Annotated in this window: 26 protein-coding genes and 1 pseudogene; 13 read left to right on the top strand and 14 right to left on the bottom strand. The window is 58.2% G+C overall.

Features of this window, described 5'->3' with window-relative positions; translation table 11 throughout:
• Positions 1-391 precede the first annotated feature (391 nt).
• Positions 392-1864 carry an aldehyde dehydrogenase family protein gene (locus AC1DIH_RS21855; protein ID WP_477773258.1) on the bottom strand — a complete coding sequence of 491 codons (1473 nt, stop codon included), beginning with the start codon at positions 1862-1864 and terminating at the stop codon, positions 392-394.
• Positions 1865-2106: 242 nt separating this feature from the next.
• Between AC1DIH_RS21855 and AC1DIH_RS21850 the strand changes: the two genes are divergently transcribed.
• Both AC1DIH_RS21850 and AC1DIH_RS21845 read left to right on the top strand, forming a co-directional pair.
• Positions 2107-2964 (top strand): GNAT family N-acetyltransferase, encoded by an 858-nt coding sequence (locus AC1DIH_RS21850; protein WP_477773257.1) that lies wholly within the window; start codon positions 2107-2109, stop codon positions 2962-2964.
• A gap of 69 nt (positions 2965-3033) precedes the next feature.
• Positions 3034-3747 (top strand): cupin domain-containing protein, encoded by a 714-nt coding sequence (locus AC1DIH_RS21845; protein WP_477773256.1) that lies wholly within the window; start codon positions 3034-3036, stop codon positions 3745-3747.
• A gap of 106 nt (positions 3748-3853) precedes the next feature.
• Here the strand turns inward: AC1DIH_RS21845 and AC1DIH_RS21840 are convergent, their stop codons facing one another.
• Both AC1DIH_RS21840 and AC1DIH_RS21835 read right to left on the bottom strand, forming a co-directional pair.
• The gene (locus AC1DIH_RS21840; RefSeq protein ID WP_429538530.1) at positions 3854-4225 is read right to left on the bottom strand and encodes a DUF6124 family protein; all 372 of its coding nucleotides are present in this window, start codon (positions 4223-4225) and stop codon (positions 3854-3856) included.
• A gap of 377 nt (positions 4226-4602) precedes the next feature.
• Positions 4603-5139 (bottom strand): dihydrofolate reductase family protein, encoded by a 537-nt coding sequence (locus AC1DIH_RS21835; RefSeq protein WP_477773255.1) that lies wholly within the window; start codon positions 5137-5139, stop codon positions 4603-4605.
• A 138-nt stretch (positions 5140-5277) separates the two neighbouring features.
• Here AC1DIH_RS21835 and AC1DIH_RS21830 point away from each other — a divergent pair, with 138 nt between their 5' ends.
• The 3 genes and pseudogenes from AC1DIH_RS21830 to AC1DIH_RS21820 all read left to right on the top strand — a co-directional run bounded on the left by AC1DIH_RS21830 (position 5278) and on the right by AC1DIH_RS21820 (position 7316).
• Positions 5278-5757, top strand: coding sequence for a VOC family protein (locus tag AC1DIH_RS21830; protein WP_477773254.1), 480 nt, complete (start codon positions 5278-5280; stop codon positions 5755-5757).
• Between the two features lie 168 nt (positions 5758-5925).
• On the top strand, positions 5926-6543 hold the full coding sequence (locus AC1DIH_RS21825) for a LysE family translocator (protein ID WP_477773253.1): 618 nt from the start codon (positions 5926-5928) through the stop codon (positions 6541-6543).
• A 227-nt stretch (positions 6544-6770) separates the two neighbouring features.
• Positions 6771-7316: pseudogene (locus AC1DIH_RS21820) on the top strand (DinB family protein).
• Positions 7317-7455: 139 nt separating this feature from the next.
• Here the strand turns inward: AC1DIH_RS21820 and AC1DIH_RS21815 are convergent.
• The 6 genes from AC1DIH_RS21815 to AC1DIH_RS21790 form a co-directional block, all read right to left on the bottom strand.
• Complete coding sequence (locus AC1DIH_RS21815; protein ID WP_477773252.1) at positions 7456-7938, bottom strand: DUF2867 domain-containing protein; 483 nt, start codon at positions 7936-7938, stop codon at positions 7456-7458.
• 219 nt (positions 7939-8157) lie between these two features.
• On the bottom strand, positions 8158-8592 hold the full coding sequence (locus AC1DIH_RS21810) for a GFA family protein (protein ID WP_477773251.1): 435 nt from the start codon (positions 8590-8592) through the stop codon (positions 8158-8160).
• A gap of 148 nt (positions 8593-8740) precedes the next feature.
• Positions 8741-10072: an MFS transporter gene (locus AC1DIH_RS21805; RefSeq protein ID WP_477773250.1), complete on the bottom strand. Its 1332-nt coding sequence runs from the start codon at positions 10070-10072 to the stop codon at positions 8741-8743.
• Between the two features lie 46 nt (positions 10073-10118).
• Positions 10119-10964, bottom strand: coding sequence for an amidohydrolase family protein (locus tag AC1DIH_RS21800; RefSeq protein ID WP_477773249.1), 846 nt, complete (start codon positions 10962-10964; stop codon positions 10119-10121).
• A 28-nt stretch (positions 10965-10992) separates the two neighbouring features.
• Positions 10993-12276 (bottom strand): MFS transporter, encoded by a 1284-nt coding sequence (locus AC1DIH_RS21795; protein ID WP_477773248.1) that lies wholly within the window; start codon positions 12274-12276, stop codon positions 10993-10995.
• Between the two features lie 137 nt (positions 12277-12413).
• Positions 12414-13145 carry a GntR family transcriptional regulator gene (locus AC1DIH_RS21790; RefSeq protein ID WP_123583722.1) on the bottom strand — a complete coding sequence of 244 codons (732 nt, stop codon included), beginning with the start codon at positions 13143-13145 and terminating at the stop codon, positions 12414-12416.
• 181 nt (positions 13146-13326) lie between these two features.
• On the opposite strand from AC1DIH_RS21790, the gene AC1DIH_RS21785 reads away from it, so the two are divergent.
• The 3 genes from AC1DIH_RS21785 to AC1DIH_RS21775 all read left to right on the top strand — a co-directional run bounded on the left by AC1DIH_RS21785 (position 13327) and on the right by AC1DIH_RS21775 (position 15868).
• Positions 13327-14067: a Mut7-C RNAse domain-containing protein gene (locus AC1DIH_RS21785; RefSeq protein ID WP_477773247.1), complete on the top strand. Its 741-nt coding sequence runs from the start codon at positions 13327-13329 to the stop codon at positions 14065-14067.
• 110 nt (positions 14068-14177) lie between these two features.
• Positions 14178-14339 (top strand): DUF2986 domain-containing protein, encoded by a 162-nt coding sequence (locus tag AC1DIH_RS21780; protein ID WP_081013843.1) that lies wholly within the window; start codon positions 14178-14180, stop codon positions 14337-14339.
• A gap of 875 nt (positions 14340-15214) precedes the next feature.
• Positions 15215-15868, top strand: coding sequence for an HAD hydrolase-like protein (locus tag AC1DIH_RS21775; protein WP_477773246.1), 654 nt, complete (start codon positions 15215-15217; stop codon positions 15866-15868).
• Here AC1DIH_RS21775 and AC1DIH_RS21770 read toward each other — a convergent pair.
• From AC1DIH_RS21770 to AC1DIH_RS21755, 4 genes are all read right to left on the bottom strand, one after another.
• Positions 15842-16612 (bottom strand): tetratricopeptide repeat protein, encoded by a 771-nt coding sequence (locus AC1DIH_RS21770; RefSeq protein ID WP_477773245.1) that lies wholly within the window; start codon positions 16610-16612, stop codon positions 15842-15844. The genes AC1DIH_RS21775 and AC1DIH_RS21770 overlap by 27 nt on opposite strands.
• Positions 16613-16744: 132 nt before the next feature.
• A complete protein-coding gene (locus AC1DIH_RS21765) occupies positions 16745-17329 on the bottom strand; it encodes an eCIS core domain-containing protein (RefSeq protein WP_477773244.1) in 585 nt (194 codons plus the stop codon).
• A gap of 147 nt (positions 17330-17476) precedes the next feature.
• Positions 17477-18055, bottom strand: coding sequence for a hypothetical protein (locus AC1DIH_RS21760; RefSeq protein WP_477773243.1), 579 nt, complete (start codon positions 18053-18055; stop codon positions 17477-17479).
• A gap of 6 nt (positions 18056-18061) precedes the next feature.
• Positions 18062-18460, bottom strand: coding sequence for a DUF3224 domain-containing protein (locus tag AC1DIH_RS21755; RefSeq protein WP_477773242.1), 399 nt, complete (start codon positions 18458-18460; stop codon positions 18062-18064).
• Between the two features lie 178 nt (positions 18461-18638).
• Between AC1DIH_RS21755 and AC1DIH_RS21750 the strand changes: the two genes are divergently transcribed.
• On the top strand, positions 18639-19487 hold the full coding sequence (locus AC1DIH_RS21750) for a DUF6597 domain-containing transcriptional factor (protein WP_477773241.1): 849 nt from the start codon (positions 18639-18641) through the stop codon (positions 19485-19487).
• Positions 19488-19708: 221 nt separating this feature from the next.
• On the opposite strand, the gene AC1DIH_RS21745 is transcribed toward AC1DIH_RS21750, so the two are convergent.
• A complete protein-coding gene (locus AC1DIH_RS21745) occupies positions 19709-20296 on the bottom strand; it encodes a TetR/AcrR family transcriptional regulator (protein ID WP_477773240.1) in 588 nt (195 codons plus the stop codon).
• A gap of 149 nt (positions 20297-20445) precedes the next feature.
• Between AC1DIH_RS21745 and AC1DIH_RS21740 the strand changes: the two genes are divergently transcribed.
• The 4 genes from AC1DIH_RS21740 to AC1DIH_RS21725 all read left to right on the top strand — a co-directional run bounded on the left by AC1DIH_RS21740 (position 20446) and on the right by AC1DIH_RS21725 (position 24410).
• Entirely contained in the window at positions 20446-21546 is a 1101-nt protein-coding gene (locus tag AC1DIH_RS21740; RefSeq protein ID WP_477773239.1) for an alkene reductase, read from the top strand.
• A gap of 54 nt (positions 21547-21600) precedes the next feature.
• Complete coding sequence (locus tag AC1DIH_RS21735; RefSeq protein ID WP_477773238.1) at positions 21601-22389, top strand: SDR family NAD(P)-dependent oxidoreductase; 789 nt, start codon at positions 21601-21603, stop codon at positions 22387-22389.
• Between the two features lie 84 nt (positions 22390-22473).
• A complete protein-coding gene (locus AC1DIH_RS21730; protein ID WP_477773237.1) occupies positions 22474-23343 on the top strand; it encodes an alpha/beta fold hydrolase in 870 nt (289 codons plus the stop codon).
• A gap of 68 nt (positions 23344-23411) precedes the next feature.
• Positions 23412-24410 (top strand): NADP-dependent oxidoreductase, encoded by a 999-nt coding sequence (locus tag AC1DIH_RS21725; protein WP_477773236.1) that lies wholly within the window; start codon positions 23412-23414, stop codon positions 24408-24410.
• Positions 24411-24439 lie beyond the last annotated feature (29 nt).

The raw sequence follows: 24439 nt of genomic DNA, 5'->3' as shown, positions 1-24439 counted from the left end.
GTCATTACACCACCGTGAAATCAGCAGATGGCGTTAAAAGCGACCTCTGCTCGATACAAACCACCGTTTTAGCGCCCCCCCTCAGCAGACTTTGCGGGTCGCTCCAGCCTTGGGCAAACCCCGTATTCATGCGCTCTTATGGGCCTTTATAACGCCGCAAGGCTCAAGCGCAAACGGATTGACCGCAGAACCTGCGCCAAGCAGAACGAAAACGGGCGCTTCCCTGAGGAAGCGCCCGTTTGGATGCTGATTAAAGCGTGTTGAAGATCCGGAGGTTGTATAGGACCTGTGGGAGCGAGCCTGCTCGCGATAGCGGTCTGACAGGCGACATTGATGTTGAGCGGACTGGACTCATCAGGAGCAGGGGCTCGCTCCCACAGGGGTTCGTGTGTTACTGGACGATATCGATCAGCACACTCTTGAAGCGCAAATTGGCTTCGAACGCTTCACGCCCCAGGTCCTTGCCAATGCCGGAGCGTTTGTAGCCACCGGTCGGCAGGATGTAGTCGTTACTGCGTCCGTAACGATTGACCCACACCGTCCCCGCTTCCAGGCGCCGAACCAGACGCAAGGCACGGTTGATGTCGGCCGTGTGCACACCCGCCGCCAGACCGTAAGTCGCATGTGCCGCCAGGCTCAGCGCCTGCTCTTCATCGTCGAACGCCTGCACTGTCAGAACCGGGCCGAAGATTTCTTCGCAGATCGCCGGGTTCTGGTGGTCCAGGCCGGTGAGCAAGGTTGGCTGGTAATAGGCGCCACCGAGCCCCTCGAACAACCCGCCACCGGTCAGCACTTCGGCACCGGCCTGACGCGAGCGCTGGACGATGCCATCGATGCGGCTGGCCTGCAGCCGGGAAATGATCGGCGATAGCGTGCTCTCGGACGACCAGGTCGGGCCGGGGCGCAGTTCCTCGAAATACGCCTGCAAGTGGGCGATAAACGGTTCCATGATTGAACGCTGGATCAACAGCCGAGACCCGGACACGCACACCTGCCCGGCATTACCGGTTATGGCCATGGCCACTGTGCGAGCGGTTTTGGCGATATCCGGCACATCGGCAAAGACCAGCTGCGGGCTCTTGCCGCCGAGTTCCAGGGTGACTGGTTTCGGACCGACCAGCGCACAGGTGGACATGATGCTCGAGCCGGTCGCGGTGGAACCGGTAAAGGTCACCTTGCCCACTCGCGGGTGACGGCACAAGGCATCGCCCGTAACGCGACCATCGCCCTGAATCACGTTGAAGATCCCCGCCGGCATGCCCGCCTGCAACGCCAGCTCGGCAAAGCGCAGACTCGAGAACGGCGTCAGCTCCGAAGGCTTGAGCACCACGGCATTGCCTGCAGCCAGCGCCGGCGCGACTTTCCACGAAGCCATGCTCAACGGGAAATTCCACGGCGCGATGGCGGCAATCACACCGTAAGGTTCGGCGATCTGCATGCCCAGTCGATCGGTCTGGGTGGCGGCCACATGACCGCCATGCTTGTCCGCCAGCTCGGCAAAGAACCGAATGCCCTCGGCGACGTAGGGAATATCCCAGGCGATCACATCTTTATGGGGACGGGTCGAACCCACCGCTTCCAACGGCGCCAGGACAGCGGCGTCCGCTTCGATCAGATCGGCCCAACGGCGCATGACCCGCGCCCGCTCCCGGGGTGGGCGGCTGGCCCAGTCGCTGTGATTGAACGCCTGCCAGGCATCGTTGACCGCTTCATCCACCAGGTCGGCATCGGCAATCGGCAACTGGGCATAGACCTGGCCATCCGACGGCCGCACCACCTCAAGCCCCGGTTGAGCATCGCGGTATTTACCGGCAATGAAGTGAGCGCTGCGCACAGCGATAAGGCGAGGATCGAAGCTATCCATGGAGCTCTCCAGAAAAGGGACGGCGAGTCGTGAACTCAGGCCTCCATCGTAGAAAAAAAGCCCAAGCATTTGCTGCCGACCTTGCCGGGCAATTAAGTAGTAAGTGTGGTCTTGCGGCCTCGGGCGTGCGGAATCTGCCGAATGTTCCAGCCCCTCTTGTCAGGCCTTCGCGCAGATGGGATACAGGCACCATCGCGCCGCACAGCCGGTTGATTGCGCACACTGTCCAACGGAGACTCGCCATGTCCGCCTCGCACCCTTCTGCTTATGTCTATCGCCCGATGACGACCGCCGACCTGCCCTCGGCCCATGCCTTGTCCGTGCAATTGAAGTGGCCCCATCGCCTGGACGATTGGGCCATGGTGTTGCGCCTCAGCGACGGCGTTGTGGCACTCGATGGCGAGCGTCTGATCGGCACGGCGCTCACCTGCCCCCAAGGCGACTTCGCCACCATCGGCCTGGTGATCGTCAGCGACGACTATCAAGGCAAGGGCATCGGCCGCAAGCTGATGGAGCAGGCACTTGATGCGTGCCAGTCACGCACCCCGATACTCAACGCGACCCTTGCCGGCGCGCCGCTTTACGCGAGTCAGGGCTTTGTCGAGTTCGGGCGGATTCAGCAACACCAGGGCCCGGCGCAAGCCGTTGCACCTGTGCCGCTGGCCGACGGTGAAAGCTGTCGCCCGCTGCGTGAGGCCGATAAGGCCCGCGTGCTGGAACTGGCCAATGCGGGCACCGGGCTGGACCGGCAAACGGTGCTCAACGAGCTGTTCGATGTGGTCGAGCATTCGGCTGTCATCGAGCGCGATGGCCAAGTGCGCGCCTTCGCCCTGCTGCGCCCTTATGGCCGTGGTCGCGGCCTTGGCCCGGTGGTCGCCGAGAACATCGAACAGGCCAAACACCTGATCGCCGTATTGCTGGCCCACGTACCAGAGGCCTTCGTGCGCATCGACGTTCCGGCGGACAGTGGCTTGAGCGAATGGCTGGACTCGGTAGGCCTCAAGCAAGTCGACACCGTGGCGCAAATGGCACGGGGCACACCGCCGCAAGCGGTCAATGGCGTCCGACAGTTCGCACTCGTTACCCAGGCCATTGGCTGACAGCTGCGCGCAAAACAGCCGCTGCTCTCCAACACCCTCCACACCCCATTTGCATGGAGCGTCACCCGCATGTCTCAACCTACCGTCCTGCTGTTGGCTCGCGCTGACGGAAGCCGTGTCGCCACGTCTTTCAATGCAGCATCCTTGAGCGCTGCCGACCCCTTCAAGGAACACCGTCAGGTCGCCTACACCGGCCCCGATGGCATCTGCGCCGGGACCGTGAACACCAGCGAATCACTCGATATCAATGACTTCCCGCACACCGAAGTGATCGTGGTCCACGCCGGCCACGTCGTGTTGAAATCCAAAGGCCAGACGCTGGAACTGGGGATCGGTGCCAGCGCGGTCATCGGTCGTGGGACCACGCTGCGAATCGAGGCACAAGCCGAGACGTGCTGGGCATTCTGTGCCGTGATCAACCCCAGCGCTGAACCGACACCCGGGCTGACAGCGCTGGACCCGCTAGCGATGCTCTCCCCTTCGGCCGCGCCGGAACCACAAATACTGATCGGGCCTACCCCGCAGTGCCGCTCACGCAATGCCTTTGAAGACAGCATCACCGACCTGCGCGTCGGCGTCTGGGATTCGACCCCCTACGAACGCCATGGCCGGCCGCATAAACTCAACGAGCTGATGCACCTGATCGAAGGCAGCGTCACCCTGCGAGCAGCCGACGGTACAAGCCTGACGGTCAACACCGGCGACACCGTGTTCGTACCGCAAGGCGCACCGTGCGCCTGGCAAAGCACCCGGTATGTCCGCAAGTTTTACGCCGTAAAATAAGCACCACGGCACAACGCCGGCAACCGCGCCGGCACCGAACCCACCGACCGGTCGCGAGCCAACGCAGACCGGCCGACGGGGCAAGCCGCCTCGCTACAACGCGGTACTACGGCGCCTCTGGCTGATCGTAATTATCCAGCGCCCGATTCACCAACAACTCCCCCAACGAAATCATCTGCTGAATCGCCAACGCCACATGCCGGCGCGTGCCCTCCAGCTCGAACGCCAGATCGCTGGCCAGCACATTCAGCGATGCCAGGGTTTCCGAGGCGTGAGCCAGCAGGGTTTCGTTATCCAGATCGGGGATGACCGCGAAGATGTTGGAGGGACGTTTATCGGGCAGGTTGCCCTTGTCGAACGGCGGCTTGAGGTAATGATCCAGCGCGCGCTCTGCGGCGTCGTGGAGTTTTTTGGAGTCGGTGGAAGCGTAAGGGGAAGTGCTTGGGGTTTCTGGTGGATTGGGGGTGACTTTGTGCATGGTTAAATTCCTTTTGCGGGTTGGAGCTGCCACTTTCGTTTCCAGGCGAAAGGGTGGCAGCTGTGCGCAGGCTGGAAAACCGAGGCAAAAGGAACCCGGTAGACTCGAAGGTCTCCCGCACACAGCCGCCATAACGTAGAACTGCTGGCGTAAAAAAGCGCTGCAGTATGTCATGAGGGGGGGCTGTTGTGCCCTATTGCTCCTCAGGTTTCCAGGCCCGGTCGCTGAATTGGCAGCGACATCCGGAGGTTATCCATTCACCTTCCCACCCGGCAACCTTGAAAAGTTGTCGGAAAATTCTCTTGAACACCTGATGTTTGTAGTCGTTTCCTAGGACTGAATCGATTGCTCTTGGATCGGACATCCACGCAAGCGGGTCATAGGTTCAACCGATACGTGGACTGCACCAACCCCGAAGGAAAGCAGCGGCTGGACACCAGTTTCAAATCAATGTCCTGCTCAAGGGCCCCGAATAATGACCTTCCCGACCCGATCAGCACAGGAACAGTGGTAATCACCATATCGGCGACTAACCCTTCGCGCAGGAATGATTGCACCAACTGCCCGCCATCGACATAGACCCGACGCACGCCTTGCCTCGCCATTTCTTCCATCAAGTCCCTGGGTTTGAGGTTGGAGAAACGCAACTTGCCCGTCAGTGCCTCGGGCACCGCCGAATCGGCCAGCTGTTCAGACAGCACCACGACGGGCCGGTCGTAGAACCATGTGTCGAAGGTCAGCGCCTTCTCATAGCTTCCCCGCCCCATCACAATCACATCCTTATCGGCGATGAAGGCTGAGTAGCCATGATCCTCAGTCGGATCATCGCGCTGCAACAGCCAGTCGATGTCGCCATCAGGTCGGGCGATGAAGCCATCCAGACTGGTGGCAATGAAAACATGTGCCGTGGCCATCAAAATCTCCTTTGGCCGATTTTTGAAAAATCAGCGCTTTGAACAATACTTGGGGTTTGCCTGTTGATTTGCCAACGTTCAGCCCGGCTGACTACGCGGCTGGAATGAACGTATCAGACCTGATTCTGGAGAAGCAAAATGGTCAGCAAAAACACGATTTGCCTCTGGTACGACGGCACTGCGCAGGAGGCTGCAGAGTTCTACGCCCAGACATTCCCGGACAGCGCGGTCGCCGCCGTCCATCACGCGCCTGGCGACTATCCGGCGGGCAAGCAAGGCGATGTGATAACGGTCGAGTTCACGGTGATGGGCATCCCTTGCCTCGGGTTGAACGGGGGGCCGGGGATCAAGCACAACGAGGCTTTTTCATTCCAGGTGGCGACCGACGACCAGGCCGAAACTGACCGCTTGTGGAACGCGATTGTCGCAAACGGTGGCCAGGAAAGCGTATGTGGCTGGTGCAAGGACAAATGGGGCCTGTCGTGGCAGATCACGCCCCGTGCACTGAGCGCCGCGATATCCAACCCCGATCGAGCGGCGGCCAAGCGCGCTTTCGACGCCATGATGACAATGACCAAGATAGACATCGCGGCAATCGAAGCGGCGCTCGCGGGTTAGCCAGTCGACATTCCGGCTGCTTGATTTCAGACGAGACGCTGCAAGGAACGATTCATCGGCGGTTGCCTGTGCGGCAACGTGCGATTTATGGCAGCAGGCCTACCCTACCGGGTCGGCCTTGAACAGAATGATGACCGTCCCCGGCCACAACACTCGCAAGGAATGCACATGATCGATGGTCCCGCCGTTTTAACAGTCTTTTTGGTTTACCTGGCCGGCGTCCTTATTCCAGGACCAAATTTCGTTGCAGTCGTCCACAAAGCGGTGGCGGCTACGCGGTCGGAAGCTTTGGCCCTGGTAGCAGGCATCGCATTGGTCAATTTATTCTGGGCCACCTGTGCAATCGCAGGTATCGGTGTTGTATTTGCTGCGTTCCCTTGGGCGGCGCTGATCGTAAAAGTTCTGGGGGCGGCCTATCTGATGTGGTTTGGATTCCGACTGCTGATCAAGGCCGGGAAGAGCGCGCATGCCCCTTCTAACAATCTTGTCGTCGGAAACTTTCGGCAGTCATTCATTCAGGGGGTCGTTACGAACATTGGCAACCCTAAATCCATGGCCTTCTATGCCGCTATTTTTTCAGCAGCAGCCCCCGCCCACGTTTCACTCGGCACGTTTTTGTCGATGCTGGCAGTCGTCGTGGTGGTTTCGATGACTTGGTATGGAGTGGTCGCAATCGCCCTTTCGCAACCCAAGATCGCTTCAGCGTATCGAAGGAGGAAAAAAGCTATTGATCGGTTATGCGGCGGTTTGATTTTGTCTCTAGGGATCCGGCAACTGGTTCAATAAGTCCATGATTGAGTATCTATCCGGCCCAAAAAACCTTGCTGGGTCGATTTGGGTCTGTCGTGACAGGCAGCAATCCGACAAATGAAGACATTCACCGAGCCACATGCAAGCATCAGGCAAGAGCGCCCCTCCCCCTGTTGCCCCCAAAATAACAAAGCCCAACACTGGACCGGGATTCAAGATGAGCGTGGATCGCTTATCAAGTATTCATTGAAAGGATAAGCACGATGAACCGAACCCGTCATATCTGCCTGATGGCGACCTATAACGAGTGGATGAACGCAAAGATTTATGAGGCCGCCAGAAGCCTGTCAGATGAAGAGCTCTCCGTGGACAGGAAAGCATTCTTTGGTTCAATTCTCGGGACGTTGAACCACCTGGTGGCCGGCGACACTGTCTGACTAAAGCGATTCGCCAAGCACCCAGCGAACTACTCGGCCCTGGAACCGATTCAGCAGCTACCTGCCCTCAAAAGCCTCGACCAGTTGCTGTTCTCGAATATCCGAGAACTTTCGGCACATCGAGTGTGGCTCGATCAGAAAATCGTCGAGTGGTCTCGCTCCATTGCAGAGCCGGATCTGGATCACACCCTCCATTACACAAGCATGAAGGGAATACCCGCTGACAGGAACTTTTATGGTTTGGTCATGCATTTCTTCAACCATCAGACGCATCACCGCGGACAAGTGACTACCTTGCTTTCACAAGCGGGTGTCGACATAGGTGATACGGATCTGGTCGCCCTCATTCCATCCGGGCCCTGCACACAGTAGAAAAGCCTGGCGCTAGAGCAGGTATTTTCACATCTGATCGGGTCGACGAAACAGCGCAGCCATCCGGGCTGGTTGTCGATCCCGAGTGACGGTAAACGGCCAGGAGCGGTCGCGGGGATAAAGCTGAAACAACCAAAATCTACTTCCCTTCAAGCTTTCGTTTCAGTCGCCTGAGATCACTATTGACGATCAGCTTATGGGCTAGACCTACCGGCAACATGTAGATACGCCCAAAGACGTTATGCGTTACGACAGATGAGGTGATCGTGAACACACGATCAGTTATCGAAAGGCAAATCATGACATCCAGATGCCGGTCACGTTCGGTCAGAACCAGGATGTCGGGGGCACTATGCTCCACCAGAAAGAAATCCAGCTGTTCGCCAGCGTGTACTGTCTCTCGCCCGGTGCCGGAGAACCCGCCAATCCGCTTCACGCCGAATAACGAGGAAATCGCGTCCCTCGTTCGTAAAGCCAGCCGCATGAGCAGTCCCGGTTCGGCCGTCATGATATTCCAGGCGTCAAGAGTGGTGATTTCAACAGGGAGCGGAACCGACCTGCGGTCATAGTAATCAAGATCGGACAGTGCACGCAGAGTGTGGGCAGGTGATGTGGTAGCCAAACATTATTCCTTTCAGTGGCCCGACTGCCATTCCCGATAAAATCGGAAGCTGATTATCATGTAGCCATGCTACGTCATAATGCCCCCCAAACAGGCCGGTACCGGTTGTGGATTCAACCGGTGGATGCAACAGATTGAATCCACAACCAATAGCGGACGGTGGTGAACCGGGTTTGGGCCAGGCTTCCAACTCGTCCCTATGCCGACCAAGCGCCTGAATCAATCATTGTCGACCTGAAGCTCCTGCAGAAGAAACCCAAGTGAATCCGGGGTTGAGCAATGACTTATTCCCGAGCGTTGTTCATCCCATGGCATAGCGTCATCGGTGCAGAAATCTCCAACACACTCCATGCTCAGTTCGTCATCGAGAAGTCCAAGCGGAATCCAGAAGTAAGGCGCCTCGCGAAGAGCATTAGGCACGGTCGAGCCACATCGTGAGCAAAAGTCATTTCTGTACCCGCTGGATTTGCGCCAACTGGTGATCGCACCTAACCCTTCTTCCCATCGAAAGTCGCGAGCTTTGACCACAGTGGCGAGATTATGGCCGACCCCGGTTTGCTTGCGGCACAGGGTGCAATGGCATCGATAAAAAAATCGTGGTTCAACCTCGAGGGAAAAACGTACAGCCCCGCACAGACATTGCCCTGATGTCATGGATATCTCCTTGAAGAACGATTCATCGGTATTCTGCCGGTTCGAGCGTTGGTACCGTAAAAGGGGTGGCCGATATGGTACTGGCCTTGAACTGGAACATACACAACAAGGAGGCTCGCCCATTTCGAGCCTCCTCAGAAGCAATGGGTCAGTTGACGACCGTAGCGATTTGCTTCGCACGAGCGTTCTGTTTGCCAATCATAAACACCAATAGCGAACCGATAGCGGTCACTATGCAGAGCGGCATCAGCGCAATTGGAAAGCTCCCGGTCTGATCACGCAGTACACCGATTACCGAACTCATGGCGCCCGTACCCAAGTGGGCAAAAGTATTGATCGCTGCAATCCCGGTGGCCAACGTCGCCGGCGGCAGGGATTCGGAGCAAAGTGCCCAGAACGGCCCCTTGATCGCATAGTTGCCCATCAATACGAGCGTCAGCAGTACCAGGGTAATGGTCAGGGAGTCCGTGAACAGTGTGGCAGCGAAGCTCACCGCAGTGATGGCCAGCGGAATAGCAGTGCTCTTGATCCGCTCCCCGCTCTTGTCTGCACGCAGTCCCCAGAAAATCATGAACGCGGCGGCCATGCCGAACGGAATCATGTTCATCAGACCCGTTTGCATGTTGGTCAGATGGAAGGATTTGAGGATCTGCGGCATCCACAACGACAGCGTGTTGCTGGTTGCCGAACTGCCCATGTAGATAATCGAAAGCACCCATACATATTTGTTGGTAAACACGGCCTTGAGGGTGCCACTTATGCTGTGAGCGTGCTGAGGAATGCCACTTTCGCGTGCGGCCTTATCGTTAGTCAGTTGCTCGCCTAGCCAATCCTGTTCCTGCTGAGTCAACCATTTCGCTTCGCTTGGCCGATTGGGCAACACTTTCAGCGCGAGCAATCCCAGGGTGATGGCGGGAATGGCTTCAAGCATCAGCAACCACTGCCATCCCTTGAATCCGGCCAGACCGTCCAATTGCAACAGCAGAGCCGATACCGGTGAGCCGAGAAAGTTGGAGAGTGGTATCGCCACCATGAATAGCGCAACGATTCGAGCCATGTACGCTTTGGGGATGCATTGCGTGAGGTAAAGAATGACGCCGGGAAAGAAGCCGGCTTCGGCTGCACCCAAGAGGAATCGGGAAATCGAATAGGAAATCGGCCCGACCGCAAATGCCGAACAGAAACCGACGATGCCCCAGGTAATCATGATGCGCGCAATCCACCGGCGGGCACCGAAACGCTCCATGGCCATGTTGCTGGGCATTTCGCAAAGGACATAAGCGACGAAAAACAGCGTGGCGCCGAATCCGAAGGCACTGGCGGTCAGGCCGATGTCCTGGTTCATGGTCAGTGCAGCGAAGCCGATATTGACTCGGTCAACGTGGGCGATGAAATAGCAGAGTACGAGAAAAGGGATCAGGCGAATCCCCAACTTGCGCATGGTCGATTTTTCAATGTCAGTACTGGATGGCTTGCTCATGGAAACCGCTCTCTTGTAGTTGTAATAGGCTGCTCTTGGGTGAGCTTCAGCCTTCGCGTTTTACAAAACCGAATAACCGTCGAGGTGCTTGCACGAGCAGCGAATGACTCAGCTGCATCGAACACTCCAGGGCTTGTCGCTGGTCGACTACGGTGTCGAAACCGATGCTTTTCTCATGCTGCGTGTGTGGCCAGTCGCTGCCCCATACAAGCTGGTGGAGGCCGAAACTTTGCTCCAGCAGCGGTAATGCCGATCGGGCGAAATTGAGGTTTTGTTGCGGCGTACCACCCAAACGATAAATTCCCGAGACCTTCATCCAGATCGACCCTCTCGATCCCAATTCCAGCAACTCGGAAAACCCTGGCTGATCGACGCCCGAATGGGCATCCGGCCGACCAAAGTGATCAATCACCAGCTTCAAACCGAACGGCGTCAATTGCCGGATCAGTGCCGGCAGATCCTTTACCTCCCGATGCAATTCGACATGCCAGTCAAGGTCAGCGATGAGGCTGAAAAACTCTCTCCAGGCGCGATTGCGAAAATCAGGTAACGCCTTGCCCATCAGGTTCAAGCGAACGCCGACCACGCCGATGCGGGCCATGTCATTCAACAGGGCACGACTAACGCCCGGCTCCAGCACGACCACTCCTCGCAACCGCTCCGGCACTTGTCTCAGCGCCGCCAGCAGGTAGCTATTGTCGGTGCCCAGAAAGCTCGGCTGCACCAATACGCCATGACTCAAACCATGGGCGCCCAGGTGATTCAGATACTCCGCAAGCGTGGCATCGTAGTCAGGGGCGTAGCGCCGTGTAGCGGCCAGCTTCAGCCCCCGGCTAAAGACATGAGCATGGGAGTCGATGCCAGTGATCGATGTTGAACAGGTATCAGGCATGGGTTTCATCTATCGCAAGTAATGATCATCACGCTCGGGCGCTTTCGCTGCCTTGCACCGAGACGGAGGGGATCGCAGCGTCGAGACTGCGACCACGGGTTTCCGGCAGGCAAAGGGCCGCGATAACGGCCACGCCGTAAGCGACTCCGGCGTCGATGCCAATGGCCGAGCCCAGTGACATGGAGTCACTCATATGACCGACCAGAAACGGGAATACCGCCGAGAGCACTCGGCCAAAGTTGTAGCAAAACCCCACGCCAGCACCGCGCACGTCCGCCGGGTACAGCTCGTTGAACAGTGCGCCGAGGCTGGCCGGAATGCCTGCTGCGAAGAAGCCGAGCGGAAAACCGAGGAAGAGCATTTGGGTATTGGTCAGGGGCAGGAACACGTAGCACTGCACGGTCACGACGCAGCACAGGGCAAACAGCACGATGTTTTTGCGGCGGCCAATACGGTCGATCAAGAATCCGCTGACGACGCAGCCACACCAGAAGGCAAGGATGATCACCGCAAGGTAGCCGCCAGAGTTCAGCACCGACAGGTTGCGTTCGGTCTTGAGGAAGGTCGGCAGCCACGTCATCACAGCGTGATACCCGCCGTGTGCGCCCAGGCCCAACAGCCCGCCGAACAGTGTCACGCGGATCAGTTCAGGGCGGAAAATACCGGCCAGGGATTTGAAAAAACTTTGTGGAATAACGTGTTCTTTTTGCAGACGCTGGAAGCTGTCGGGCTCCTCGACATTGCGCCGTACCCAGATGATCAGGAGTGCCGGCAGCAAGCCAACGATGAACATCACACGCCAGGCCATGTCTTGCGGTACGAATGAATAAATCAACGCAAAAACCCCGACCGCCACGCCCCAACCTACAGCCCAGGCACTTTGCACGGTGCCCATCACTTTGCCGCGGTATTTCGGGTTGATGGTTTCGGCCATCAGTACCGCGCCGGCAGCCCACTCACCGCCAATGCCGAAGCCTTGCAGCGCCTTGACCATCAGCAACTGCTGGAACCCGGTAACGAAGGCGGACAGAAAAGTGAAGAAGGAGAACCACAAAATCATCCACTGCAACGTACGCACCCGGCCGTAGCGGTCGGACAACGTCCCCCCTACCCAACCGCCGATGGCCGAAGTGACCAGCGTGACGCCGCTGATGAGCCCGGCATCGCCCTTGGTCAGGGCGAAGGCGGCAATTAATGCCGGAATCGCCAGGCCGAACATTTGGACTTCCAGTGCGTCCAGCGACCATCCACCGAAGCAGGCCCAAAACGTTTTGCGCTCCCGAGGAGTGACTTGGCGATACCAGCTGAACATGATTTCTTATCCTTATAGGTGGAACATGAGGCAGCCGAGAGCGAACCGCGCCGCTGCGAGGCCAGTCATGGCAAACAAAACGATGAATCCGCCAGCGATCGATTCGCCGGTGAGCGATCCGCTATTCAGGCAATGCGCTAGCGAATGTCCACGCTGTAACGGAAATGCTCGGCATGCCCACGGGAGCGCCGCCACTCCAGAGGCGTACCGGCGTAGTCACGCGCCAGACGCTCGATCACCACCACGGGACTGTTGACCGGTATTTTCAATAACCGCGCATGCACGTCATTCACCGACTCGGCGGTGAGTGCTTCTTCGGCAGAGGCGACGACCTGACCGCAGACCTCTTCGTAAATCGGGTAAAGCAATGGCCCTTTTCGATTCAGGTCGATCTCCAGTAGCGGCTGAAACCGGCTGCGCGGCAGCCAGATTTCTTCGGCCAGTACCGGCTGAACATCCAGAAGACGAACGCGGACAATGCGAATAACCGGCGCGTCGATTGGCAGCCCTAGCGCCTGGGCCACCGCCGAGGGTGCGGCCACCGGTTCAATAGACAGGATGCGACTCTCCGGGACCTGGCGTTCACCTGCAGCGGTCTGGAAGCGGAAGAAGCGGAAAAGCGAAGATTGAAACTGAGGCCGGCGAACGAAGGTGCCTCGGCCTTGCTGACGCTCCAGAACGCCCTCACTGACCAGCGCATCGACCGCCTTGCGCACGGTGCCCGTGGACAGTTTGTACTCCGCTGAAAGCGCAGCTTCAGTGGGAATGGCCTCCCCCGGACGCCAGCGATTGTTGGCAATCTGTTCAGCCAACTGATCACGCAGGCGTTGATAAAGCGGTAGGCGGACATCACTGGACAGGGAATTCATCGACTTTATTCACCTTGTTATCTAGTCATATATATGAATATTGGCCGAGTATTCTCCTGATGCATTTTCCTGTCAATAAGGGTTACCGAACCTGGCGGACGAACGGTGGGTGAATGGGGCCTACCGGAGAAGATCTCCGGGCTGGACTCACCCATCCTGTAGCCCTGCCATACTGTTGAGCATGACCCGTGCAACTTTCCGCTTCTACGAGGAGCTCAACGATTTCCTGCCGGCTGAACGGCGGCGGCAGTCCTTTACTTGCGAATGCGCGCAAGGGGCGACGGTCAAGCATATGATCGAGGCGCTCGGGATACCGCACACCGAGGTCGAGCTGGTGCTGCTCAACGGCGAGTCGGCGGGTCTCGAACGGGTGATCTTCGACGGTGACCGGCTGGCGGTGTATCCCAAGTTCGAAGCACTGGACATCAGCCCGCTGCTAAAGATACGTGCGCAACCTTTACGGGTACTGCGCTTCGTTGCTGATGCGCACCTTGGCGGGCTGGCCAACCTGCTGCGCATGAGCGGCTTCGACACCCTCTACGACAATCGCTTCGAAGATAGCGAGATCGCCGAGATCGCGGCGCAGCAAGGACGCATCGTGCTAACCCGCGACCGCGAACTGCTCAAGCGGCGGATCATCAGCCACGGCTGTTACGTGCATGCCCTGAAACCGTCGCTGCAGCTGCGCGAAATGTACGAACGCCTCGACCTGGCGCGTAGCGCGCGCCCCTTCAGCCTGTGCCTGCATTGCAACCTGCCGCTGCACGAGATCAGCCCGGAACTGGCCCGGCCACTGGTGCCGCCACGCGTTGGTGCGCTCTATTCGCACTTCCTGCGCTGCGACGCCTGCCAACGGATTTACTGGGAGGGTTCGCACTGGCGCGGCATGTGTGCCCTGCTGGCACCTCTGCTGGACCGATAGCCGAGCGCATCGGGCAGATAACGGACAAAAGCGCTCAAGTGTGCACCACAAGGCTCTGACCCGATATTTAAGCTGATATCATTCGAAAACGTACAAGCCGAGTAGAAAAGATGAATCGTCGTAAAAAAATAAATCAGTTATTAAAGGCTAACGCCAAAAAGGCCAGCGCCAAATTGGCACCGAAAAGCAAGTCTAAATACATTTGCAAAGCCGACCGATTGAAGCTGGCGGCTGAATCCACTCTCGACTCAATCACTTCTTCCGAGAGCTGATCTGTGTCGCTTAAGCACCACCTGGATTTACAAATCAGCAGGCAGTGCTTTCGGCGGACTTATCCCGTGGCTACGTATTAGCGACGATAGTAGCGGTGATCGTCATCGTAGCGGTGCTCATGATGGCGCTCCCAATCACGACGACGTTCGGCTTCCCGGCGCTCCTGTTCTCTACGCCACTCGTTTCTACGCCATTCGTCTCGGCGCCAATCTTCTCTACGATCGTGCCAACGGCCGTCACGCCAGTATCGGTCGTCATGGGCAAGCAACGGCCCTGGCTGCTTGCCGGCCATACTGGCCAAGCTCGGCCAAGGGTTTTCGGCAGCCTGGACCGGAGCCTGGACGGCTGCGACTTCAGTTGCGAAAACAGGGTTTGAGGTCTTCATCTGTGATGCTGATGCCGAGCCCACTGCCGCAAACGCGAACAGGCTGAGAAGCACCATCCGTGGGACATAAGATTTCATGGGCGAAGACAACCTCTGATTGACAATTGGACGTGGCGCCATTTGGCTGCGGGAAACCTTCGGGTCGCGCTTACCGAGCTTTATGTGCGTATCCACATAGACCGGTAAATAGGGAAAAGTTCTAGGAGGTCGCTGCATAAATAGCTGACGGCCCCTCAAACAATAGAGGGATGCGACGCACGTCCTGATCCGAAGGCTTACTGGAGCAGGCGCAGAAATGAGCTTCCACGTGCCAGCGTTTTTACACACTCAGATCCAGAAGCAGCCCCTCTACAAACGTTAACCTCGCTCTCCTTCCGTACCGATTCCGGAGCAGGGATAATGCGCCCTCCCAGTTGATCGGGCGACTTGATCGCCCTGCACAAGCAGCCGTCTGTATTCGGCTACCACACTCCAGGGAGGAGCTTTTACATGTCATACCGACTTGTCATTTTCGACTTTGATGGCACGCTCGCTGATTCATTTTCGTTCTTTGTTACCGTGTTCAACCAGGTCGCCGACAAGCACGCATTCCGTCGGATTCACCCGCAAGAGTTGGACTCTCTGCGCAAGCAGGGAGCTCGGGAGATCATGACGCATATCGGAATGCCCCGCTGGAAGTTGCCTCTGGTAGCACGAACCTTCATGGGCTTGATGAAGAAACATCGAAGTTCGATCCCGCTCTTCGAGAACATCGCCACTACCCTGACCGATCTTGACGAGAAGGGACTGATTCTGGCCGTGGTGTCTTCCAATTCCCGAGAAAATGTCACGCAAATTCTGGGCTCCAGCTGTCGACATATCCAGGCCTTCGAGTGCAGTGCCTCGATTTTCGGCAAGGCGTCTCGCTTGCGCCGTGTCATGCGCAAATTCGGCGTGGCACGAGAGGAAGTGATCTACATCGGCGACCAACCTACGGACGGTGAAGCCGCAGCGACTGCCGGTATCGCTTTTGGCGCGGTTGCCTGGGGATATGGGGCACATGATGCATTCCTCACGCTTCAATCCCATGAGTGGTTCGCCAATGTCAGCGAATTACGGCGACTGGCACTCAGGAACTCAACCGCGCACCAGGTAGGCCCCTAACGGAACCCGATATCGCAGCTTCTCGCAGCTGCCGGGTGCGGGCTGATGCCCCGGCGGGCGATCAGGAAACCAGATTCGGCATTTACCCGGAGGCGGCAAATGGCCGCGGGGAATCTCGACCTCGTCGTACTCGTACTCGGGCTCTGGCTCGACGGAAGTCATTTGCATTTGTCCTTCGGGCCCAGGTCTGCCGGCCGTCGGTGAATCCGATACCCCATCTGCCTTTGCGTAAGCGAAGTTACCAGCGTCGCGCCCAGCATCCCGAGTGGATTGTTCAGCAACGGCCATTTCTGCTTCGCGGCGCCGTTGGGTCTCCTCTTCCAGCCCCTTCTGTACGGCGAGCTGGTCCGCTTTGGCGTTGGGTGGGGTATTCGAAGCCTGGGCCTGCTGCGCCGCCTGGATCAATTGGAAGTTGCGGTTGCGTAACGCGACGTTGCTACCAACCCGCATGTTCGAGCGCACCGCCAACGTTTCAGCCTGCTGGTACTGACCCTGCTGAAGACGCAATACACCGAGGTAATGCAGGGTCGCGGGGTTGTTCGGCTGGATATGCAGGGCACGCTCCAGCGTGGCAGCGGCTTGGTCCAACTGGCCATCGCCATACTGCCGCGAGGCCGTTTCGATCAGGGTGGTTGATGCGCTATTACTTTGCGAGGGCGCTCTTCGCTCGGCAGCAACCGAACCAAGCGACGCGACGGCGCAGAACACCAGGATGAGACCCGGCAGAAAACTTTTGGTTGGCATCAGGGGGCGGACTCGACTGATCTTGGACGGCACTGCCGTAAAACAGCTCCCAACTGACCTGGCGAGTACCCTGAAGTTCCCGCAGCATCAGCCTTGGAACACGGGATTTGGCCTTCTTCAACGTGGCAATCGTCAGTGAGTCCCTGCCCGCACCGACCGTCTGACCTCAGCCTGTATGGCATAAGCCGGCGCCTCCACAGCATTGAAGTCTTGTGTATAGCGCTGGGCAAATCCTTCTACCCCCCATTCCTGATACTGCTGCACATGCTTCAGTTCGTGAGCCCAGAGCGCGACGTCCTGTTCTGCGGTTTGAGCGTCCCGGAAGAGGATGATGTCGATCAGCGTCACGGCACCGACATCGGGGTTTTGCAGCATGGCAGTGGCGGTGCTGAGCTGACCGTTGTCGCTAACTGTGTAGCGCGCGGCATCGAGGACGCTGGGGTCGTACCAGCGCAGTAGCTGCTCCCGGATGTACGGCGGAATGGGTTGGATGTTGGCGTTGGCCGCTTCAGCACGGGCTTGGGTCAGCCACAGCGCCAGGGCAGGTGCCGCGATCTGGTCGATGCCATCAGGCATCTGCCCCAGATCCGGCAGGCAGATGCAGCCATCCAGGCACACTTGCTTCGCGCCAGCTGGGCAGGTGTTGGCCTGGGCTGGCACTGCAAGAGTCAGGCAAAGAACAAACAGCGCCACCAGGCACGTGGTGATAGGCGGCATTGAGCCCTCCAGGGACGGACGCAGCGCGAACAGTGGATCAGCATTGATCGACGACCCGCATAACTTTAGCGTATCCCTATTGGTCTCTTCTCGATGACTGCTTTGGGTTCAGTTCGAATAACGTCCACTCACAGTCTCTCCAGTTATTCAATTCACACTGCGTGCTGCATCCCAGATGTCTCGCGTCCCCAGGCTGGCATGCCATGCTTCGAATTGGGACCGCCATTGTTCAAAGGGGGGACCCAGAGGATGACGAGGATCACCACTCAGTGAGTACGCCATACCTTCGATCAGCCATTTTGGCTGGGTGGCGACTGCCAGATTTCCAAGCGACTCCGCCTGTCGATAGTGGATCAGTTCATGAGCCAGATAAAACGCTTTCCAGCCGCGAGGGGCGACGATCAAACCAACATCGCCAACGGCAGCTGCCGCGCGCTGTCCGAGTCCAAAGGATTCAGCACATGAGTCAGTTGTGCAAAACACGACGCGAGGGACGTTTTGAAATGGCCCGACGGCAGTGGCCGCCGTTGCATATCCCGCAGCGTACAGTTGTTGGGCGTCGGCCAATAGCGCAACGCTGTCTGTGCAGATATTGGCAAGCGGGCAAGTAACTTCCGGAACAAGCAAGGGGGCAACGACTCGGAGCGGTTTCACGAAAGCCAGCACGGCGGCTGGTAACGTCAACGCGGTGATGGCCGATATCAGGATGATGCGTTTGAGCTTCATCACTGTTCAGCGCGTTGGCATGAGTTGATAGTTGAACAGATAGAAATGCTGCCCATCACGGATATCTATTTCCATCGTGCCGCTGAGTCCCTCCAATTCGCCAGTACCCGAGTCGGGCACGACCTGAATGGTCAGTGTTCGCTGGCCTCTGTCCATCGTTCCAAAATGCATTAACACAAAGCTGCCTGCCCTTCCCGCCAGATTACCCTCAACCCGCTCCATCGCCACATAGCCGGCAGATCCCGGGACCGTCGAGAGGGAGGCAAGCATCTCTCCCAGACTATTGGCCACCAAGTCTCCCTGAAACGTTTTGTGTATGGCCTTTCTGCTCAGTTGAGCGGCCTCGGTACCGGTCGCAACAGAGTGGACGGGGAGTTGGACGTCAAATGTTCCCTTGGCTTGCATGCTGTTATCTCCATTAAAAATCCAGGTAATGCCGTACGGCCTAAACCAGGCGCAGTTGTTGTCGACGCTGATCCCTCGACTGTTTACAGTCCGCCTATGCCGAGATCAGCGGCCTATTTGAGCAGTCCACACCGTCGGACCTGTCCCTGATCTGCATTGGAGCAAATGGCGACCGAAGATGATTGGAAAAACACGACCAGCCTCTACTGTTATCCTGCAGCCCGCACGAGGCGTCCTTAATCAGCGATTGAACAGCCCGCAGTTCACTCACACTCGTGAGGCACCTTCAGTCCAGTTGGCACCCTGGGTTGAACATTATTGGCATGTGAGCTGGAATCTCAGCGATCAGCCTGCACAGCAACAGGAAACCCTGCCTCACCCCAATGTGCATCTCGTTGTGGAAAGGGGTCAGGTCGATGTGTGGGGCCCCCGTCGCTCCCGCTTCAGCAAGACGCTGTCCGGCAACAGCTGGGCGTTTGGAATCAAGTTTCGTCCCGCCGCATTCCAGCCATTTCTGGGCGGACCTGTCAGCCGGTTGGCCAACCGCTCGATCCCGGCCGCTGAAGTTTTTGGCGCGGTAGTCGACAGGTTGGCCGAGCATACTGAATGTCCGGGGATGGCGAGCCTGTGCGAGCAATCGGAAGCGTTGCTGTGCTCCTGCTTGCCGCAACCCGACGAGCGTGTACAGCTGCTCAATGACCTCATCACCCAAATCGCGTCAGACAACAGACTGACAACGGTGGCACAACTCAGTGAGTTGTCCAGGGTTAGCGAGCGGCAGTTACAACGCCTCTTTGCCCATTACGTTGGCGTAAGTCCGAAGTGGGTGATTGCCCGATACCGTTTACATGAAGCACTAACCCTGCTGCAGAGCGGCGAAGCCAGGCCAGGGACGGATCTCGCACTCAAGCTAGGTTATTTTGATCAGGCACACTTCATCAGGGACTTCACCCGGATGGTCGGTCTGGCACCTGCAAAATATGTCCAGACATATACGGCTTTGTTGCAGAACGCTGATGCGGGGTGAGTCTCCCCTCTCCCCAGGCGGACTTATCTCACTCGCACCGTCATCGGTACTCCAAGTGCTGAACTGATCACGATGAACCGATTGCTTCGTCCAGTGCCGCCCCATACAAAAGGGCCTGCCAAAGCATAGACCGGTTGAATCCACAACCCAAAGTTGACTTTCGGGTCCGAGCATCAAAATCGAAGTTCTACCGAAAACCATGCTTTGAATGAGCCGCCCCTCTACACCGCGTCCACTTCATTGACCGGCAACGAAGCAAGCATTTCAGCGCGGCACACCTCAAGGATCTCATCCGCCAGCGCGGAATCATCCGGGCAGGCACGCGACAAAATAATCGCACCGACAGCACGAGACAGCAGGTCGATCATTTTCTTTCTCCCCTCACCCGGAGCGGCATCCGGCCTGGTCGGATATTTGTCCCCCAGTGTTTGCAGGGTGTGCTCGATCCCTTCGGCAAACGTCGCTTTCACATCGTCCGATTGACGCGCCGCATCGCCACACAACGCGGCCATGGTGCAACCGCTGGCACGTCGGTCCCGATGTTCCCTCGTCACATAGACGTCGATGAAGCCCGGAACATCGAGCGCTTCCGCGCCTACCAGCGATTTGGAAAGACTGCAGGCAGAGGCTTCGGCCATCAGGTCGGCCTTCGAACCGAAATGCTTGTAGAAACCTCCGTGGGTGAAACCGGCAGCCGCCATGAGATCCGACACACCGACGCCGTCGAAGCCGCGCTCACGGAACAGCTCAGAGGCCGTTTCAACGATGTGCTCCCGATTGGCCTGCGCCTGGGCCTTGGTCACTCTCACGTGCAATACCTCATGTCCACTGGGAAATCATGCGCCCAATGATACATAGATGTTGGTCATAATCAAATTTGTTGACAGTTTAGATTTCGATCATCATCCTAATTGCACGCACAACCGATCTCCATCAACGGGCACGGAAGAAATACCAAATGAACGACCAGAATCTGTTCACCCCTTACACGCTTGGCGCCCTCACGCTGTCGAACCGTGTCGTCCTCGCGCCACTGACACGCAACCGCGCAGGCGAAGGCTTTGTGCCAAGCGAGTTCGCGGCCACCTATTACAGCCAACGCGCAAGCGCAGGCTTGCTGATCAGCGAAGCCACGCAGATTTCCCAACAGGGTCAGGGCTATCAGGACACCCCCGGGATCTACACGCAGGCACAGATAGACGGCTGGCGCAAAGTGACCGATGCCGTCCACGCCAAGGGCGGAAAAATCTTCCTGCAACTGTGGCATGTCGGCCGTGTGTCGCACGTTGATCTGCAAGAAAACGGCGCCGCCCCCGTGGCTCCTTCTGCGCTGCGAGCCGCCACAAAAGTATTCGTCAACAACCGCTTTGAAGACGTCTCCGAGCCGCGCGCACTGGACATCGGCGAACTGCCGGGGATCGTCTCCGATTTCCGCCGGGCCGCGGCAAACGCTGTCGCCGCCGGGTTCGATGGCGTGGAGATTCACGGCGCGAACGGCTATTTGCTGGATCAATTCCTCAAGGACAGCGCCAACGTGCGCACCGATGCCTACGGCGGTTCGATTGAAAATCGTGCGCGTCTGTTGCTCGAAGTGACGGCCGCCGTCGTCAATGAAATCGGCATGGATCGCACCGGTGTGCGCTTGTCGCCGGTGTCGCCGGCCAATGGCGTTTCCAGCAGCGATCCGCAGGCGCAATTCGATTACGTCGTCGATCAACTCGACGCCCTCGGCGTCGTTTATCTGCACGTGGTCGAAGGCGCGACCGGTGGCCCGCGTGATGTGGCGCCATTCGATTTCGGCGCCCTGCGCCAGCGCTTCAAAAACACCTACATCGCCAACAACGGCTATGACCTGGACCTGGCGACTTCGCGGCTCGCCGAAGACCAGGCCGATCTGATCGCGTTCGGTCGCCCGTTCATTGGCAACCCGGATCTGGTGGAGCGCCTCAAGCGTGGCGCGCCGTTGTCCGCCTTCAATCCCGCCACCCTCTATGGCGGCGGCTCGACAGGCTACATCGACTACCCGACGTTGGCTGAATCGAACGCCACCGCAAGCTGAGCAATCAATGACCGCGCTTTCTGTTTTCACACACCCTGAAAGAGAGATAACCCCATGAGCACTCGCCCTACTGTTCTCATCACTGGCGCTTCCACCGGCATTGGCGCCGTCTACGCCGAACGCTTCGCTCAACGCGGTCACAACCTGGTAATAGTCGCCCGAGACCAGGCACGCCTGGACGCACTTGCAGCCCGATTGCGCAGCGAACACGGCGTCGCCGTCGATGTGATTCCGGCGGATCTGACCCAACTCAGCGATCTGACAACCGTTGAGTCCCGCCTGCGCGACGACGCCCGTATCGGCATCCTCGTCAATAACGCCGGCGCCGCTCTGTCCGGCAACTTCATCGACCAAAGCACCGACAGCGTTGCGCAACTGGTGGCCCTCAACACCACGGCACTGGTGCGCCTGGCCAGTGCCATCGCCCCACGCCTGGCCAAAGCAGGCGACGGTGCGATCATCAACATCGGTTCGGTGGTGGGTCTTGCGCCGGAGTTCGGCATGTCGGTCTACGGTGCGACCAAAGCGTTTGTGCTATTCCTTTCCCAAGGCCTGAGCCTGGAACTTTTGCCTCAGGGCGTGTACGTGCAGGCCGTGCTGCCGGCGGCCACCCGCACGGAAATCTGGGATCGCTCCGGCGTCGACATCAACACCTTGAACGAAATCATGGAAGTGGACGATCTGGTGGATGCCGCACTGGTCGGTTTCGATCGTCGCGAACCGGTGACGATCCCGCCGCTGCAAGAAGCTGAACGCTGGGATGACCTGCAAATCGCCCGTCAGGGCCTGCTGGGGCAAATCCGCCAGTCTGCGGTTGCCCAGCGCTACCACACTCAACAGTGATCTTTTGGTAGCGAGCATTCGCGCCGGATTCGATGCAGGCGTGCCAGACGCCGCATCGAATCCGGCCCGCTGTTCGGAGTAGAAATGAATCCAACGAAGACAAATACCCCCTCGGGTTCGCAAACGTCGTTCATCAACGCGGCGAACCAGTCGATCACGGTCAACGGCATTCCCTTTGCCTATCGCGATATCGGCCCCACGACCGACGTGCCCCTCGTACTGTTCAACCATTGGGGCGCGGTGCTGGACAACTTCGACCCCGGGATCATCGATGGCCTGGCACAAACACGGCGCGTCATTGCCACCAACTATCGCGGCATCGGCGGCTCTGGTGGAACCGCGCCACTGACGGTTGGCGAAATGGCTGACGATGCCATCCAGCTGATACGTGCGCTGGGTTTCGAGACCGTCGACGTACTCGGTTTTTCACTCGGCGGCTTCGTCGCCCAGGACATCGCCCTGAAGGCGCCCGAATTGGTGCGCCGATTGATTCTCACCGGAACCGGGCCGGCCGGCGGCACCGGTATCGACAAGGTCGGTTCGGTGACGTGGCCATTGATGATCAAGGGCTTGCTGACCTTGCGAGATCCCAAGTTCTACCTGTTCTTTACTTCGACGCCCAATGGCCGTCGAGCCGCCTCGCAGTATTTGCAACGCCTGAAAGAACGCAAAAAAAATCGCGACAAAGGCCCGACGCCCAGCGCTTTCCTACGGCAGTTGAAAGCCATCACCGCGTGGGGCAGACAGGCGCCCCAAAACCTCGGGCGCTTGTGGATGCCGACGCTGATTGTCAACGGCGACAACGACATCATGGTGCCCAGCATTAACTCGATTGAGCTTGCCAACCGCATTCCCAATGCACAACTGGTCATTTATGAAGATGCCGGGCACGGCGGCATTTTCCAGCACTACGCTGACTTTGTGACCAAGGTACTGGCGTTCCTTGATGCCTGATAACGCGGCGCAGCAACGCCGCAAACGCTCCGCCCACCCTCATTCCAACCGACAAGAGCCGCACAACGATGAAGGCATTTTTAATTGATCGCTATGGCAAGAACACCGGGCGCATTGGCGAAGTGCCCGCCCCCGCGGTGGGCGCCCACGACGTCTTGATTGAGGTACACGCCAGCAGCGTCAACCAGCTGGATTCGAAGATCAGCAAAGGCGAATTCAAACTGATCCTGCCCTATTCATTTCCGCTGGTACTGGGCAATGACCTGGCGGGCGTCGTGGTTGAGGTTGGCGCGCAAGTGAAACGCTTCAAACCGGGAGATGAAGTCTACGCTCGCCCGCCCGAAGCGCGGATCGGGACGTTCGCTCAATTGATCGCCGTAAACGAAAACGCGATCGCCCTGAAACCTGCCAATACCAACATGGCACAAGCCGCGTCCATCCCCTTGGTCGCACTGACCGCCTGGCAAGTGCTGGTCGAAACCGCCCAACTGAAAAAGGGCCAGAAAGTGCTGATCCACGCCGGCTCCGGCGGTGTCGGCACCCTCGCCATCCAACTTGCCAAACACCTCGGCGCCTTTGTCGCGACCACCACCAGCACCGCGAATGTCGAATGGGTGAAGGCGCTGGGGGCCGACCTGGTGATCGACTACACACAGCAGAACTTCGAAAGTGTCTTGCACGACTACGACGTGGTGTTGAACAGCCTCGGCGCGGACGTACTGGAGAAGTCACTCAAGGTCCTCAAGCCCGGCGGCCAACTCATTTCCATCTCGGGGCCACCCACTGCGCAGTTCGCGCAGGAGCAAGGGTTGTCCTGGCCATTGAAGCAAGTCATGCGCCTGCTGAGCCTCGGTATTCGGCGCAAGGCACGCAAGCAGGACGTCAGCTACGCGTTCGTATTCATGCGCGCAAATGGCGCCCAACTGCAACAAATCACCGCACTCATTGAGGCCGGAATCATCAAACCTGTGGTTGACCGCTCCTTCCCCTTGGAATCTACGGCAGCGGCATTGAAGTACGTCGAGCAGGGACGAGCCAAGGGCAAGGTCGTTGTTACGATCAAATGACTACGGCGCCTATCGATGAGTCGACCGCA

It is taken from the genome of Pseudomonas sp. 05N36 (assembly GCF_056397385.1).
The sequence above is the reverse complement of the archived record's forward strand: the minus strand, read 5'-3'. Positions and strand labels throughout refer to the sequence as shown.